Genomic DNA, 15,885 nt, shown 5'->3' on the forward strand with positions numbered 1-15,885 from the left:
ATGAAACTACTTGTTGCAGAAGATCAAAGTATGTTGCGAGATGCTATGTGCCAGTTGCTTACCTTTCAACCAGATGTAGAGACTGTCCTACAAGCCAAGAATGGACAAGAAGCAATCCAACTCTTAGAAAAGGAGAATGTGGATATAGCCATCCTTGACGTAGAGATGCCTGTTAAGACAGGTCTCGAAGTGCTGGAGTGGATACGAGCAGAAAAGGCGGAAACAAAGGTGGTTGTGGTGACGACTTTCAAGCGCCCCGGCTATTTTGAACGTGCGGTCAAGGCTGGAGTGGATGCTTATGTCTTAAAAGAAAGAAGCATTGCAGATCTCATGCAAACCTTGCACACTGTTCTCGAAGGACGTAAGGAATATTCGCCTGAATTGATGGAAGTGGTGATGACGCACCCCAATCCGTTAACAGAACAAGAAATCGCTGTTTNAAAGGGAATTGCTCAGGGCTTGTCTAATCAAGAAATCGCGGACCAACTCTATCTATCAAATGGAACCGTCCGAAACTATGTCACCAATATTCTTTCGAAACTAGATGCTGGTAATCGAACAGAGGCAGCCAACATCGCAAAAGAATCTGGTTGGCTTTGATAACAACTCAAATGATTGCTAAATTGAAGGAAATCCATACTAGACAGGAGGAGGCAAATTGCCTCCTTTTTTTGTTTAGAAAAGCGGTGAAAGCTAGTGTCAAAGAGTTAAAAGATCAGAATAAAAATGAAAAATATCTTGACAATGAAGGGAAAATTGTGTTACAATAATAGACGGTACTTTTTACTTTTGGTCTCTCAAAAGTGTACAGGGACGTGCTGACAAATGTTGCAAAAGTACACACAGATGGTAGCTGTCACCAAGTGTATCATCACCAAAAATAAAAAAAACACAGGAGAATGTAGATGCCTACAATTAACCAATTGGTTCGCAAACCGCGTAAATCAAAAGTAGAAAAATCTAAATCACCAGCTTTGAACGTTGGTTACAACAGTCATAAAAAAGTTCAAACAAACGTTTCTTCACCACAAAAACGTGGTGTTGCAACTCGTGTTGGAACAATGACACCTAAAAAACCTAACTCAGCCCTTCGTAAATTCGCTCGTGTACGTTTGAGCAACCTTATCGAAGTTACTGCCTACATCCCAGGTATCGGACACAACTTGCAAGAGCACAGCGTGGTGCTTCTTCGTGGTGGACGTGTAAAAGACCTTCCAGGGGTACGTTACCATATCGTCCGTGGTGCACTTGATACTGCAGGTGTTAACGATCGTAAACAAGGCCGTTCTAAATACGGTACTAAACGTCCAAAAGCATAAGGAAAGGGGATAAAGAGAAATGAGTCGTAAAAATAGAGCTCCAAAACGTGACGTATTGCCAGATCCGCTTTACAATTCACAACTAGTTACTCGTCTTATCAACCGCGTTATGCTTGATGGTAAACGTGGTACAGCTGCTTCAATCGTTTACGGTGCTTTTGAGCAAATCAAAGAAGCTACTGGCAACGATGCACTTGAAGTATTTGAAACAGCTATGGAAAACATCATGCCTGTACTTGAAGTACGTGCACGTCGTGTTGGTGGATCTAACTACCAAGTCCCAGTTGAAGTTCGCCCAGAACGTCGTACAACACTTGGACTTCGTTGGTTGGTAACCATCGCTCGCCTTCGTGGTGAACACACAATGCAAGACCGTCTTGCAAAAGAAATCTTGGATGCTGCGAACAACACTGGTGCAGCAGTTAAGAAACGTGAAGACACTCACCGTATGGCTGAAGCCAACCGTGCCTTCGCACACTTCCGTTGGTAAGATAGGATACGAAAGCGTTAAGAAAGTCCTAGAGAAAATAGGAAATCGAATTAGGTTGCGATTGCAACCAATGAGATTTATCTTTTTCTCCAGACTTTTAGCTTGAGTTCAACTAAATCATGATGCTAGGAACGGTAAGGATGCAAGGCAAAAATAGGAAACTGATGCAGTGTTCCGTGAACACAAAGCAGTTTATCTTTTTTGCACCGGGCCTCGCTCGGGTTCAAATCAGCTAACTTGAGCTTTTAGCCCGAGTTCAATTCAACTTGTCTACAAGTTGAAACCAACAAAAACAAGATAAACATTGAGAACGGGTAGGTCCTGCCTATCCGTTTTTATTAAAATCGTGTTATAATAGAATAGAAATCAAAAATAAATAGGAGAAACAAACCTCATGGCACGCGAATTTTCACTTGAAAAAACTCGTAATATCGGTATCATGGCTCACGTCGATGCCGGTAAAACAACAACTACTGAGCGTATTCTTTACTACACTGGTAAAATCCACAAAATCGGTGAAACTCACGAAGGTGCGTCACAAATGGACTGGATGGAGCAAGAGCAAGAACGTGGTATCACTATCACTTCTGCTGCGACAACAGCTCAATGGAACAACCACCGTGTAAACATCATCGACACACCAGGACACGTGGACTTCACAATCGAAGTACAACGTTCTCTTCGTGTATTGGATGGTGCGGTTACTGTTCTTGACTCACAATCAGGTGTTGAGCCTCAAACTGAAACAGTTTGGCGTCAAGCAACTGAGTACGGAGTTCCACGTATCGTATTTGCCAACAAAATGGACAAAATCGGTGCTGACTTCCTTTACTCAGTAAGCACACTTCACGACCGTCTTCAAGCAAATGCACACCCAATCCAATTGCCAATCGGTGCTGAAGATGATTTCCGTGGTATCATCGACTTGATCAAGATGAAAGCTGAAATCTATACAAACGACCTTGGTACAGATATCCTTGAAGAGGATATTCCAGCTGAATATCTTGAACAAGCACAAGAATACCGTGAAAAATTGATCGAAGCAGTTGCTGAAACTGATGAAGATTTGATGATGAAATACCTCGAAGGTGAAGAAATCACTAACGAAGAATTGAAAGCGGGTATCCGTAAAGCTACTATCAATGTTGAATTCTTCCCAGTATTGTGTGGTTCTGCCTTCAAAAACAAAGGTGTTCAATTGATGCTTGATGCGGTTATCGACTACCTTCCAAGCCCACTTGACATCCCAGCAATCAAAGGTGTTAACCCAGATACAGATGAAGAAGAAACTCGTCCGGCATCTGATGAAGAGCCATTTGCAGCTCTTGCCTTCAAGATCATGACAGACCCATTCGTCGGTCGTTTGACATTCTTCCGTGTTTACTCAGGTGTTCTTCAATCAGGTTCATACGTATTGAATACTTCTAAAGGTAAACGTGAACGTATCGGACGTATCCTTCAAATGCACGCTAACAGCCGTAAAGAAATCGACACTGTTTACTCAGGTGATATCGCTGCTGCCGTTGGTTTGAAAGATACGACAACTGGTGACTCATTGACTGATGAAAAAGCTAAAATCATCCTTGAATCAATCCACGTTCCAGAACCAGTTATCCAATTGATGGTTGAGCCAAAATCTAAAGCAGACCAAGACAAGATGGGTATCGCTCTCCAAAAATTGGCTGAAGAAGATCCAACATTCCGCGTTGAAACAAACGTTGAAACTGGTGAAACAGTTATCTCTGGTATGGGTGAGCTTCACCTTGACGTCCTTGTTGACCGTATGCGTCGTGAGTTCAAAGTTGAAGCGAACGTAGGTGCTCCTCAAGTATCTTACCGTGAAACATTCCGCGCTTCTACTCAAGCACGTGGATTCTTCAAACGTCAGTCTGGTGGTAAAGGTCAATTCGGTGATGTATGGATTGAATTTACTCCAAACGAGGAAGGTAAAGGATTCGAATTTGAAAACGCAATCGTCGGTGGTGTGGTTCCTCGTGAATTTATCCCAGCGGTTGAAAAAGGTCTTGTAGAAGCAATGGCTAACGGTGTTCTTGCAGGTTACCCAATTGTTGACGTTAAAGCTAAACTTTACGATGGTTCATACCACGATGTCGACTCATCTGAAACTGCCTTCAAGATTGCTGCATCTCTTGCACTTAAAGAAGCTGCTAAGACTGCACAACCAGCTATCCTTGAACCAATGATGCTTGTAACAATCACTGTTCCAGAAGAAAACCTTGGTGATGTTATGGGTCACGTAACTGCTCGTCGTGGACGTGTAGATGGTATGGAAGCACACGGTAACAGCCAAATCGTTCGTGCTTACGTTCCACTTGCTGAAATGTTCGGTTACGCAACAGTTCTTCGTTCTGCATCTCAAGGACGTGGTACCTTCATGATGGTATTTGACCACTATGAAGATGTACCTAAGTCAGTACAAGAAGAAATCATTAAGAAAAACAAAGGTGAAGAATAATCTGTCTTCGCAATAGAAGGAAGTCACATAGTGGCTTCCTTTTTTATTACCTTTATTTCACACAGATTTGCTGAATATATTATGGAAATTTAGGAATTAAATGAAAATCTTGCCAACTTCCATCCCATGTACGAAGAAATTAGACTGATTTAATAAATGAAAGTAAGGAAAAGTTCCTTATTTTGATGATATATTAATAAAAATGATAAAAAAGTTCATAAATACACTTTTAGATAGAAAATTCAGAAAATTGCTTCTTTTGTCTTGAAAATTTTTGAAAAAATGGTATGATAGTAACAAGCTATTTTTAAGAGAAGAGAAAGGGGAACAATGGAGAAAATCAGTTTAGAATCTCCTAAGACGGGGTCGGATCTAGTTTTGGAAACACTTCGTGATTTAGGAATTGATACCATATTCGGCTATCCTGGTGGTGCAGTCTTACCTTTGTATGATGCGATATACAATTTTAAAGGCATTCGTCACATTTTAGGACGCCATGAGCAAGGTTGTTTGCACGAAGCTGAAGGATATGCCAAATCAACTGGAAAGTTGGGTGTTGCTGTCGTCACGAGTGGACCGGGAGCTACAAATGCCATTACAGGGATTGCAGATGCCATGAGCGATAGCGTTCCCCTTTTGGTCTTTACGGGTCAGGTGGCGCGAGCAGGGATTGGGAAAGATGCCTTTCAGGAGGCGGACATCGTGGGAATTACCATGCCAATCACTAAGTACAATTACCAAGTTCGTGAGACGGCAGATATTCCTCGCATCATTACGGAAGCTGTCTATATCGCAACGACAGGTCGTCCAGGGCCTGTCGTGATTGACCTACCAAAAGACGTATCTGCCTTAGAGACAGATTTCATCTATTCACCCGAAGTGAATTTGCCAAGCTATCAGCCAACTCTTGAGCCAAATGACATGCAAATCAAGAAGATCTTGAAGCAATTGTCAAAAGCCAAGAAACCTGTTTTATTAGCAGGTGGTGGAGTTAGTTATGCAGAAGCAGCTACAGAACTCAATGAGTTTGCAGAACGCTACCAAATTCCAGTCGTGACCAGTCTTTTAGGACAAGGTACGATTGCAACTAGCCATCCACTCTTCCTCGGAATGGGAGGCATGCACGGGTCTTTCGCAGCTAATATTGCCATGACGGAAGCCGACTTTATGATTAGTATTGGTTGCCGTTTCGATGACCGCTTGACGGGAAATCCTAAGACCTTTGCGAAGAATGCTAAGGTTGCCCACATTGATATTGACCCAGCTGAGATTGGCAAGATTATCAGAGCAGATATTCCTGTGGTGGGGGATGCTAAGAAAGCCTTGCAGATGCTACTAGCAGAACCAACTGTTCATAACAATACTGAAAAGTGGATTGAAAAAGTCACCAAGGACAAGAATCGAGTTCGTTCTTATGATAAGAAAGAACGTGTGGTTCAACCTCAGGCCGTTATTGAACGCATCGGTGAGTTGACGAATGGGGATGCCATTGTTGTAACTGACGTTGGTCAACACCAAATGTGGACAGCTCAGTATTATCCTTACCAAAATGAACGTCAATTAGTCACATCTGGTGGTTTGGGTACCATGGGATTCGGAGTTCCTGCAGCTATCGGAGCCAAGATTGCCAATCCAGAAAAAGAAGTAGTTCTTTTTGTCGGTGATGGCGGCTTCCAAATGACCAACCAAGAACTAGCCATCCTAAATATCTACAAGGTGCCCATTAAGGTCGTGATGCTGAATAACCACTCACTAGGAATGGTTCGTCAGTGGCAGGAATCCTTCTATGAGGGTAGAACTTCAGAGTCAGTCTTTGACACTCTTCCTGACTTCCAGCTGATGGCACAGGCTTACGGCATCAAAAACTATAAATTTGATAACCCAGAGACGATAGAGAAGGATCTAGAGGTTATTCTGGAGAATGTGCCGATGTTTATCGAGGTGGATATTTCTCGTAAGGAACAGGTTTTACCGATGGTACCAGCTGGTAAGAGCAATCATGAGATGTTGGGGGTGAAGTTCCATGCGTAGAATGTTAACAGCAAAACTACAAAATCGTTCAGGAGTTTTGAATCGTTTTACAGGTGTCCTTTCACGTCGTCAAGTCAATATTGAGAGTATCTCAGTTGGTGCGACAGAGAATCCTGATGTATCACGGATTACCATCATTATCGATGTGGCCTCTCATGATGAAGTAGAGCAAATCATTAAACAACTGAATCGTCAGATTGATGTGATTCGCATTCGAGATATCACAGATAAACCACACTTGGAAAGAGAAGTTATCTTGGTGAAGGTATCTGCTCCTGCTGAAAAGCGTGCAGAAATCTTGGCCATTATCCAACCTTTCCGTGCAACGGTAGTAGATGTGGCTCCAAGCTCCATCACTATTCAGATGACTGGAAATGCTGAAAAGAGTGAAGCTTTATTGCGAGTGATTCGACCATACGGTATCAAAAATATCGCTCGTACGGGTGCAACTGGATTTACCCGCGACTAATACTCTTTGATTTTTATTGAGTATAAAATCCAGCATAAATTTGTTAAACCAGCCTAAAAGGCAATAAATAATAGAAAAGAGAGACAAACTATGGCAGTTCAAATGGAATACGAAAAAGATGTTAAAGTAGCAGCGCTTGATGGTAAAAAAATCGCCGTAATCGGTTATGGTTCACAAGGACATGCGCATGCGCAAAACTTGCGTGACTCAGGTCGTGATGTCATCATCGGTGTACGTCATGGTAAATCTTTTGACAAAGCAAAAGAAGATGGATTTGACACTTATACAGTAGCAGAAGCAACTAAATTGGCTGACGTTATCATGATCTTGGCACCAGACGAAATCCAACAAGAATTGTACGAAGCAGAAATCGCTCCAAACTTGGAAGCTGGAAATGCAGTTGGATTTGCTCATGGTTTCAATATCCACTTTGAATTTATCAAAGTACCTGCAGACGTGGATGTCTTCATGTGTGCCCCTAAAGGACCAGGACACTTGGTACGTCGTACTTACGAAGAAGGATTTGGTGTTCCAGCTCTTTATGCAGTCTACCAAGACGCTACAGGAAATGCTAAAAACATTGCTATGGACTGGTGTAAAGGTGTTGGAGCAGCTCGTGTTGGTTTGCTTGAAACAACTTACAAAGAAGAAACTGAAGAAGATTTGTTTGGTGAACAAGCCGTACTTTGTGGTGGCTTGACTGCCCTTATCGAAGCAGGCTTTGAAGTCTTGACAGAAGCAGGATACGCCCCAGAATTGGCTTACTTTGAAGTTCTTCATGAAATGAAGTTGATCGTTGACTTGATTTATGAAGGTGGATTCAAGAAAATGCGTCAATCAATTTCTAACACTGCCGAATACGGTGACTATGTATCAGGTCCACGTGTGATTACTGAGCAAGTTAAAGAAAACATGAAAGCTGTCTTGGCAGATATCCAAAATGGTAAATTTGCAAATGACTTTGTAAATGACTACAAGGCTGGACGTCCAAAATTGACTGCTTACCGTGAACAAGCAGCTAACCTTGAAATTGAAAAAGTTGGTGCTGAATTGCGTAAAGCAATGCCATTCGTTGGTAAAAATGACGACGACGCATTCAAAATCTACAACTAATTCTTGTGAAGAAAAACAGAAGGCGAGTTGGGGGTACCTAACTCGCTTTTTATCTTAAACAGTATTTGAGGAGGAGACAATGCTAAGTGCAAAAGACGTGGTGAAAGCCCACAAAGTATTGAGTGGTGTAGTAGTCAATACTCCACTTGATTATGATCATTATTTATCAGAGAAGTATGGTGCTAAGATTTATTTGAAGAAGGAAAATGCCCAGCGTGTTCGTTCTTTTAAAATTCGTGGAGCCTATTATGCTATTTCTCAACTATCAAAAGAAGAACGTGAGCGTGGTGTAGTCTGTGCCTCTGCGGGAAATCACGCCCAAGGTGTCGCCTATACTTGTAATGAGATGAAGATTCCTGCAACAATCTTTATGCCCATCACAACACCGCAACAAAAGATTGGGCAGGTTCGCTTTTTCGGTGGAGAGTTTGTGACCATTAAACTAGTTGGAGATACCTTTGATGCCTCAGCTAAAGCAGCTCAAGAATTTACAGTTTCTGAAAGCCGCACCTTTATTGATCCCTTTGATGATGCTCATGTCCAAGCAGGTCAAGGGACTGTCGCCTATGAAATTCTTGAAGAAGCTCGTAAAGAGTCTATCGATTTTGATACAGTACTTGTACCAGTAGGCGGTGGCGGACTGATTGCAGGGGTTTCGACCTATATCAAAGAAACCAATCCCGCTATCGAAGTAATTGGTGTAGAAGCCAATGGTGCCCGTTCGATGAAGGCGGCCTTTGAGGCTGGGGGACCAGTCAAACTCAAAGAAATTGATAAGTTTGCTGATGGGATAGCTGTACAGAAGGTTGGACAGTTGACCTATGAAGCGACCCGTCAGAATGTTGAAACGCTGATTGGGGTAGATGAGGGATTGATTTCTGAAACCTTGATTGATCTTTATTCCAAACAAGGAATTGTAGCGGAACCAGCAGGGGCTGCTAGTGTTGCAGCCTTGGAAGTTTTATCAGACTATATCAAAGGAAAGACGATTTGTTGTATCATTTCTGGGGGAAATAACGATATCAACCGTATGCCAGAGATGGAAGAACGTGCCTTGATTTACGATGGAATCAAGCATTACTTTGTAGTGAATTTCCCACAGCGTCCTGGAGCTCTACGAGAGTTTGTAAATGACATTTTGGGGCCAAATGATGACATCACTCGTTTTGAATATATCAAACGAGCAAGCAAGGGGACAGGTCCTGTATTGATTGGGATTGCTCTTGCCAATAAGCATGATTATGCTGGATTGATTCATCGAATGGAAAAGTTTGACCCGTCTTATATTAATTTGAATGGAAATGAAACATTGTATAATATGTTAGTTTAAACTAAAATAAAATTATTATCATATTATTTGCGTAATGATAACGATGGTGTTATAATGAGGGTGATGAAAGGGGGAGATTCCCATGGTTTTACAAATTTTACTTGTTGTATTGATTTTAGTGGTGATTGCATCGGTGATTATAGTTAGTTCTGTGTATGTGGTACGACAACAATCTGTCGCTATTATAGAACGCTTTGGTAAATACCAAAAGTTGAGTAATAGTGGTATTCATTTGCGGGCTCCCTTTGGGATTGATAGAATTGCGGCAAGAGTACAACTACGCTTGTTGCAGAGTGAAATCGTTGTAGAGACAAAGACGCAAGATAATGTATTTGTAACGATGAATGTGGCAACTCAGTATCGAGTGAATGAAAACAATGTCACAGATGCCTATTATAAATTGATGCGTCCAGAAGCCCAAATTAAATCCTATATTGAAGATGCTTTGCGTTCATCTGTACCAAAGCTAACCCTAGATGAGTTGTTTGAGAAGAAGGATGAAATTGCCTTAGAAGTTCAAAAACAAGTAGCGGAAGAAATGTCTACGTATGGGTATATCATTGTCAAAACGCTGATTACTAAGGTTGAACCTGATGCTGAAGTAAAACAATCAATGAATGAAATCAATGCAGCTCAACGTAAGAGAGTTGCAGCGCAAGAACTTGCTGAAGCAGACAAGATTAAGATCGTGACCGCAGCAGAAGCAGAAGCAGAAAAAGATCGCCTACATGGTGTAGGGATTGCAGAACAGCGTAAAGCGATTGTTGACGGACTGGCTGATTCTATCAAAGAGTTAAAGGGAGCTAATGTTGAGCTGACTGAAGAACAAATCATGTCTATCCTATTAACGAACCAGTATTTAGACACATTGAATAATTTTGCAGAAAAAGAAGGAAATAATACAATTTTCCTACCAGCAAATCCTAATGGAGTTGAGGATATAAGAACTCATATATTATCGGCTTTAAAAGCCAAATAAAAATATGCAGAATAATATAGTTGTGACGAATATATGTTTTTTTATTGACAGATGAAATAAAAACGTATACAATTAGGAATTGTAAAGAATAATTCAGGAGAAGAACATGGTTAAGTCAAACTTTGAAAAGGTAGAAGCAGTTGTTGGCTGGGTTCGTGATAAGAAGATCACAGGTTACCGTATCTCTAAAGAAACGAATGCGCGTGAAATGTCTATCATTGCCCTAGCGCAAGGACGCGCAAAAGTTAAAAATATTTCATTTGAAACAGCTCTTAGTTTAATCGATTTCTATGAAAAAAATCATGAAAAATTTGAAGATTGAACTGTGGTTACAGGCAGATTTCTGAATCGAGTCTGCCTTTCCTTTACAATTACAAACTAAAAAGACTGCATTCTGTATGCAGTCTTTATTTATTAATTGAGATAACGCTGAAGGAATTCTTTTGTCCGTTCTTCTTTAGGGTTCGTGAAGAGTTCTTCAGGTTTACCTTCTTCTGCAATGATTCCCTTGTCCATGAAGATGACACGATGGGAGACGTCGCGAGCAAATTCCATTTCGTGGGTTACAACAATCATGGTCAAGCCTTCTTGAGCCAGGTCCTGCATAATTTTGAGGACTTCTCCGACCATTTCGGGGTCAAGGGCAGATGTTGGTTCGTCGAAGAGAACGGCGTCAGGATTCATGGAGAGTGCACGAGCGATAGCTACACGTTGCTTTTGTCCACCTGAAAGTTGCTTCGGCTTGGCTTGCCAGTAACATTCTCCCATACCAACTTTTTCAAGATTCTCTTTGGCAATTTTTTCAGCTTCAGAGTGGTCACGTTTGAGTACTGTCGTTTGGGCGACGATGGTATTTTCGAGGACATTCAGATTTTCAAAGAGATTGAAAGATTGGAAAACCATACCGAGCTTTTCACGATAATGGGTGAGGTTATAGCCTTTTTCTAGGACATTTTCTCCGCGATAGAGAATCTCTCCTCCTGTAGGTGTTTCTAGTAAATTAATCGAACGAAGGAAGGTTGATTTTCCGCTTCCCGAGCTTCCGATGATGGAAATAACCTCTCCTTTATGGACGGTGAGAGAAATGTCTTTTAGCACTTCGTTTTGTCCATAGGATTTTTTTAGGTGTTTGATTTCAAGGATTGGTTGTGTCATTATTTCAAATCCCCCGTTTGCATTTGGTTAGCACCTGTAGTGTAAGTGTCCATGTCCATATAGCGTTCGATAAAACGTAGGACACGGGTCACAGTGAAGGTGAGGACAAAGTAAATCACTGCAATGATGGTAAAGGTCTGGAAGTATTGATAGGTTTGAGTCGCTACAGTATTTCCTGAGAAATAAAGCTCGACAACTGAAATAACGTTCAATACAGAGGTATCTTTGATATTGATGACAAACTCATTACCAGTAGCAGGTAGAATATTACGGACAACCTGAGGAAGGACAATCTTACGCATGGTTTGATTGTGGGTCATACCAAGAGCAGTTGCAGCTTCGAACTGTCCCTTGTCAACTGCTAGAATACCACCACGAACGATCTCTGTCATATAGGCACCCGTGTTGATTGAGACGATAAAGATAGCAGCCAGTGTCCGGTCGAGATTAATACCGAAAGCTTGAGCAGTCCCATAGTAGATAACCATGGATTGAACAATCATCGGTGTACCACGGAAGATTTCAATATAGACATTGAGAATCCAACCGACTAGTTTTTGTAGGCCGTAAATGACTTTGTTTTCAGAGAGAGGAGCCGTACGGAAGACACCAATGGCAAGACCGATAATGAGACCTACGATAGTTCCGATGATTGAGATTAAAAGAGTGACCCCTGCACCACGCAAGAGCTGTTGCCAGTTTTCAGAAAGAATTTTAGCAACTTGGCTGAAGAAATTACTGCTACTTTCTTCAGTTGCTGTGGCTTCGGCAGGTTGCTCCTGAATCATACGATCCATCAGTGCAACTTGTTCATCTTTGGAGATGGTTTCAATACTAGCATTAATTTGGCTGATACGACTGTCATCTTTACGAAGTCCAATGGCAATAGCAGTATCTTCTTCTCCAGTCTTGAAACCTGGTTCTACTTGGACCATCTTGAACTTAGAGTTAGCGGCTTCGGCAGTCAGTGCTTCAGGGCGTTCCGAAACATAGGCATCAATAACACCAGCCTCAAGAGCTTGGCGCATTTGGGCAAAGTCGCCCATAGCTGTTTCTTTCTTGACACCAGGGATTTGGGAAATCAAATCATAAAGGTAAACACCTTGTTGAGAAGTGATTTTTGCTCCGCTAAAGTCCTCTAAAGATTTGGCATTTGCATAGGCAGAGTCCTTTTTGACCAATAGAACTGGTTCGCTAGTATAGTAACTGTTTGAAAAGGCAATTTCTTGTTTACGTTCAGCAGTTGGGCTCATACCGGCAATGATCATATCGATTTTACCAGAAGTAAGGGCTGGAACAAGTCCTTCCCACTTGGTTTTCACGACCAAAGGTTCCTTACCTAGATCTTTGGCAATTTTTTTAGCGATTTGAACATCGTAGCCGTTGGCATATTGGTTGGTACCGTCGATTTTGACGGCGCCGTTACTATCGTCGTCTTGGGTCCAGTTGAAGGGAGCGTAAGCTGCCTCCATCCCGATGCGTAAATATTCGTCGGCTTGGACTTGGCTAACCAGTCCTAATGTAAGGGCTAGGCTAGCAAGGATAGATAAGCATAATTTTTTCATGTTTTCTCCTATTTCTAGTCTAAAAATGACTTCTCTCTATTGTATCTAAAAATGGTGAGATTTTCAATACAAGTAAGCCTTTACTTATAAAAAATGATATAATGGTGAAAAGATTGAAAGGGAATCAATTATGAAAAAAAGATGGCTGGTGACTTTGGTATTTGCTTGTTTATTATTTATACCGAGCCTGGTTTTTGCAGTAGACTTTGATATCTTGTCCTATCAGGGTGATTTGAATATTCATGCAGATAATACTGCAACTTTTAAGGAAACAATCACCTACCGTTTTGGAGATGATTATAATGGCCAGCTAGTTGGACTAGGAAAAGCTGGGAAAATGCCAGAAGGATTTGACATTGATCCCGACCCGACCGTTCAAGTGTCTAAAAATGGGCAAATTATTCAAAATGTTTCCTTTTATACTATGGAGGAAGAGGACGGTTACAAGGTAAAAATTTACAATGCTGGATATGCCGGGGATACTGTTCGGGTGACGGTTACCTGGAAACTAACAAACCTTCTCTTCTTATACAAGGATATAGCGGAGCTAAATTGGCAACCCTTGACAGATAGTTCTGGAGATATTAAAGAGTTTGAGTTCAAGGTCAGCTCTGAAAATCCAGCAGAGAAACTCTATTTCCATACAGGAAAACTCTTTAAGGAAGCTAGTGTCAAAAAGGTAAATGATTTCTACAAGGTCAAGATGAAAGATCTTCCGAGAAATCGTCAGGTGGAACTACATGCTTACTGGCCGAGAAGTGCTTTTTCAGAAGCTCCAGATCAAGGATTGGTATCTGATAACCTCATTTGGTTTAAAAGAGTTGAGCTTGAAATAGCAAGTGAAAAAGCTTCGGACAAGATTGTGATGATGTGGCTTATTCCAATTGTTTTGACCGTTCTTCTGTTTGTCGGTTTAATCTTTTATAAACGTTTCAAAAAAGAAATTAGTCCCAAGAAGAAATTTGCTAAGAACCATCGTCTCTATGAGCCACCTATGGATTGGCCGCCAATGGTTTTAGCAGAGAGTGTATATTCCTTATCACTGAGCGAAATGAAACCGGGAGCAAAAGGATTTGGTCGTTTTACATTTGAACGAGTCATTCAGGCTACATTGCTGGATCTGGTAGATAGAGGGCATTTGGCTATTAAGAAAGGGGAAAAAGAGCCAATTCTTAAAATCATAAATGAAAGTGGATTGGCAAATTTTGAGAAGGAATGTCTGACACTTTGCTTTTCAGATAAGAAAGAGTTGGCAATTTCGGATCTGTTTTCAGATTATCAGGTTTCACCAAGTATTTATCGTGGAGTTTCTAAAAAGGATGCAAAGCAGGTTCAGGAGATAGGGAAGCAACTGAAACGTTCGTTTGATAGACGCATCTCTAACATTGAAAAGCGCGTCAAAGACAAGGTGCATGCGTTGCGTATTCCAAATTATTACCGTCCTTTGAGTACGGGTGAGAAGAAACTATCTCTGGCTATGTGGATTGGATTAATTGGTTCAGCCGTAGGGAGCTGGCTATTCTTCTACTGTAGTTGGAACACGTATGGTTTTGTTTCGTTCTACCTCCTCTTTTTGGGATTACTTGATTCCGTTATTTTAGTGCTAATTTATGTTGTAACATACGGGTATTATGATAATGGCGTCTTGACAGATGAAGGGGCAGAGGTTTACTATCACTGGAAAAGTTTTGAAAACATGCTTCGCAATATCGCCCGTCTAGACAAGGCTGAGTTGGAGAGTATCGTCCTTTGGAATCGCCTTCTGGTCTATGCGACTCTTTTTGGTTATGCCAAGAAAGTCAGCCAATTAATGAAAGTTCGGCAAATCCATCTTGAAAATCCAGACTTAGATAGTTACATTGTCTATGGCTGGTATGCGCAACTTCATACCTATACTGGACAGATGAAATACTATGCAGCGGTCGCAAATACAGCAAGCAATTACTCCGTCTCTTCTGGAAGTGGTTCTTCAGGTGGAGGATTCTCAGGAGGCGGAGGCGGTGGTAGCATCGGTGCTTTCTAAAAAATCTATCGCAGAATCCGAAATTATGCTATAATAGAGGACAGAAAAAGGAGTAATACATGTATCTTATTGAAATTTTGAAGTCGATCTTTTTTGGGATTGTTGAAGGAATTACAGAATGGTTGCCCATTTCAAGTACTGGTCACTTGATCTTGGTTGAAGAATTTGTACAATACAAGGACCAAAATGAAGCCTTCATGTCCATGTTTAATGTTGTTATTCAGCTCGGCGCTATCTTAGCGGTTATGGTGATTTACTTTAACAAGCTTAATCCTTTCAAACCTGGTAAAAATAAGGTAGAAGTCCGTCGAACTTGGCAATTGTGGTCAAAAGTCCTCGTTGCGACCTTGCCTTTATTGCTAGTCTTTAAGCTGGATGATTGGTTTGACACTCATTTTCATAATATGGTATCAGTTGCTATTATGTTGATTATCTATGGGGTTGCCTTTATCTATCTTGAAAAACGAAACAAGGCGCAAGCTATTGAACCAACAGTTACAGAACTTGAAAAGCTTCCCTACAAGACAGCTCTCTATATCGGACTTTTCCAAGTCCTTGCCCTCTTCCCAGGAACGAGCCGTTCAGGTGCGACGATTGTTGGTGGTTTGTTGAATGGAACAAGTCGCTCTGTCGTAACAGAGTTTACCTTCTATCTCGGAATTCCTGTTATGTTCGGAGCCAGTGCTTTAAAGATTTTTAAATTTATAAAAGCAGGTCAACTCTTGAGTTTTGGACAACTGTTCTTGCTTTTGGTTGCTATGGGAGTAGCCTTCGCGGTCAGCATGGTTGCTATTCGCTTCTTGACTGGCTATGTGAAGAAGCACGACTTTACCCTCTTTGGTAAATACCGTATCGTACTCGGTAGTGTCTTGTTGCTCTATAGTTTTGTGCGTTTATTTGTATAAGAAAAAGCTTGAGGGAATCTTCCTTCAAGC

The 15,885-nt window shown here is 41.3% G+C and carries 14 protein-coding genes; 12 read left to right on the plus strand and 2 right to left on the minus strand.

Annotated features, from left to right (window positions below; all coding sequences use genetic code 11):
- From D8847_RS06145 to D8847_RS06195, 10 genes are all read left to right on the plus strand, one after another.
- Complete coding sequence (locus D8847_RS06145) at positions 1 to 600, plus strand: response regulator transcription factor (RefSeq protein WP_125840982.1); 600 nt, start codon at positions 1 to 3, stop codon at positions 598 to 600.
- A gap of 305 nt (positions 601 to 905) precedes the next feature.
- Complete coding sequence (gene rpsL / locus D8847_RS06155; RefSeq protein WP_001142332.1) at positions 906 to 1,319, plus strand: 30S ribosomal protein S12; 414 nt, start codon at positions 906 to 908, stop codon at positions 1,317 to 1,319.
- 19 nt (positions 1,320 to 1,338) lie between these two features.
- Positions 1,339 to 1,809 carry a 30S ribosomal protein S7 gene (gene rpsG, locus D8847_RS06160; RefSeq protein WP_000087873.1) on the plus strand — a complete coding sequence of 157 codons (471 nt, stop codon included), beginning with the start codon at positions 1,339 to 1,341 and terminating at the stop codon, positions 1,807 to 1,809.
- Between the two features lie 394 nt (positions 1,810 to 2,203).
- On the plus strand, positions 2,204 to 4,285 hold the full coding sequence (gene fusA, locus D8847_RS06165) for an elongation factor G (RefSeq protein ID WP_125840983.1): 2,082 nt from the start codon (positions 2,204 to 2,206) through the stop codon (positions 4,283 to 4,285).
- 330 nt (positions 4,286 to 4,615) lie between these two features.
- Positions 4,616 to 6,316 carry an acetolactate synthase large subunit gene (locus D8847_RS06170; protein ID WP_125840984.1) on the plus strand — a complete coding sequence of 567 codons (1,701 nt, stop codon included), beginning with the start codon at positions 4,616 to 4,618 and terminating at the stop codon, positions 6,314 to 6,316.
- Complete coding sequence (gene ilvN, locus D8847_RS06175; RefSeq protein WP_001253806.1) at positions 6,309 to 6,785, plus strand: acetolactate synthase small subunit; 477 nt, start codon at positions 6,309 to 6,311, stop codon at positions 6,783 to 6,785. The genes D8847_RS06170 and ilvN overlap by 8 nt, the downstream gene beginning before the upstream one ends.
- 90 nt (positions 6,786 to 6,875) lie before the next feature.
- Positions 6,876 to 7,898: a ketol-acid reductoisomerase gene (gene ilvC, locus D8847_RS06180; protein WP_000290680.1), complete on the plus strand. Its 1,023-nt coding sequence runs from the start codon at positions 6,876 to 6,878 to the stop codon at positions 7,896 to 7,898.
- 79 nt (positions 7,899 to 7,977) lie between these two features.
- Positions 7,978 to 9,228, plus strand: a complete 1,251-nt coding sequence (ilvA, locus tag D8847_RS06185) for a threonine ammonia-lyase IlvA (protein WP_125840985.1) — start codon at positions 7,978 to 7,980, stop codon at positions 9,226 to 9,228.
- A gap of 82 nt (positions 9,229 to 9,310) precedes the next feature.
- Positions 9,311 to 10,207 carry an SPFH domain-containing protein gene (locus D8847_RS06190; RefSeq protein WP_125840986.1) on the plus strand — a complete coding sequence of 299 codons (897 nt, stop codon included), beginning with the start codon at positions 9,311 to 9,313 and terminating at the stop codon, positions 10,205 to 10,207.
- 106 nt (positions 10,208 to 10,313) lie between these two features.
- Positions 10,314 to 10,529 carry a hypothetical protein gene (locus D8847_RS06195; RefSeq protein ID WP_000241003.1) on the plus strand — a complete coding sequence of 72 codons (216 nt, stop codon included), beginning with the start codon at positions 10,314 to 10,316 and terminating at the stop codon, positions 10,527 to 10,529.
- A gap of 92 nt (positions 10,530 to 10,621) precedes the next feature.
- Here the strand turns inward: D8847_RS06195 and D8847_RS06200 are convergent, their stop codons facing one another.
- Positions 10,622 to 11,362 carry an amino acid ABC transporter ATP-binding protein gene (locus D8847_RS06200; RefSeq protein WP_125840987.1) on the minus strand — a complete coding sequence of 247 codons (741 nt, stop codon included), beginning with the start codon at positions 11,360 to 11,362 and terminating at the stop codon, positions 10,622 to 10,624.
- Entirely contained in the window at positions 11,362 to 12,927 is a 1,566-nt protein-coding gene (locus D8847_RS06205) for an ABC transporter substrate-binding protein/permease (RefSeq protein WP_125840988.1), read from the minus strand. Before D8847_RS06205 ends, D8847_RS06200 begins: the two co-directional genes overlap by 1 nt.
- A gap of 130 nt (positions 12,928 to 13,057) precedes the next feature.
- On the opposite strand from D8847_RS06205, the gene D8847_RS06210 reads away from it, so the two are divergent.
- Positions 13,058 to 14,950: a DUF2207 domain-containing protein gene (locus D8847_RS06210; protein WP_125840989.1), complete on the plus strand. Its 1,893-nt coding sequence runs from the start codon at positions 13,058 to 13,060 to the stop codon at positions 14,948 to 14,950.
- Positions 14,951 to 15,009: 59 nt separating this feature from the next.
- Positions 15,010 to 15,855, plus strand: a complete 846-nt coding sequence (locus tag D8847_RS06215; protein WP_000280786.1) for an undecaprenyl-diphosphate phosphatase — start codon at positions 15,010 to 15,012, stop codon at positions 15,853 to 15,855.
- Positions 15,856 to 15,885: the final 30 nt, after the last annotated feature.

Source organism: Streptococcus mitis (assembly GCF_003942795.1).
Lineage (GTDB): Bacteria > Bacillota > Bacilli > Lactobacillales > Streptococcaceae > Streptococcus > Streptococcus mitis_BJ.

Coding starts and splice junctions, on each gene's coding strand:
- D8847_RS06210 (WP_125840989.1), top strand. CDS start 13,058: ATGAAAAAAAGATGGCTGGTGACTTTGGTATTTGCTTGTTTATTATTT.
- D8847_RS06190 (WP_125840986.1), top strand. CDS start 9,311: ATGGTTTTACAAATTTTACTTGTTGTATTGATTTTAGTGGTGATTGCA.
- ilvN (WP_001253806.1), top strand. CDS start 6,309: ATGCGTAGAATGTTAACAGCAAAACTACAAAATCGTTCAGGAGTTTTG.
- fusA (WP_125840983.1), top strand. CDS start 2,204: ATGGCACGCGAATTTTCACTTGAAAAAACTCGTAATATCGGTATCATG.
- rpsG (WP_000087873.1), top strand. CDS start 1,339: ATGAGTCGTAAAAATAGAGCTCCAAAACGTGACGTATTGCCAGATCCG.
- D8847_RS06215 (WP_000280786.1), top strand. CDS start 15,010: ATGTATCTTATTGAAATTTTGAAGTCGATCTTTTTTGGGATTGTTGAA.
- rpsL (WP_001142332.1), top strand. CDS start 906: ATGCCTACAATTAACCAATTGGTTCGCAAACCGCGTAAATCAAAAGTA.
- D8847_RS06200 (WP_125840987.1), bottom strand. CDS start 11,362: ATGACACAACCAATCCTTGAAATCAAACACCTAAAAAAATCCTATGGA.
- D8847_RS06205 (WP_125840988.1), bottom strand. CDS start 12,927: ATGAAAAAATTATGCTTATCTATCCTTGCTAGCCTAGCCCTTACATTA.
- D8847_RS06170 (WP_125840984.1), top strand. CDS start 4,616: ATGGAGAAAATCAGTTTAGAATCTCCTAAGACGGGGTCGGATCTAGTT.
- ilvA (WP_125840985.1), top strand. CDS start 7,978: ATGCTAAGTGCAAAAGACGTGGTGAAAGCCCACAAAGTATTGAGTGGT.
- ilvC (WP_000290680.1), top strand. CDS start 6,876: ATGGCAGTTCAAATGGAATACGAAAAAGATGTTAAAGTAGCAGCGCTT.
- D8847_RS06195 (WP_000241003.1), top strand. CDS start 10,314: ATGGTTAAGTCAAACTTTGAAAAGGTAGAAGCAGTTGTTGGCTGGGTT.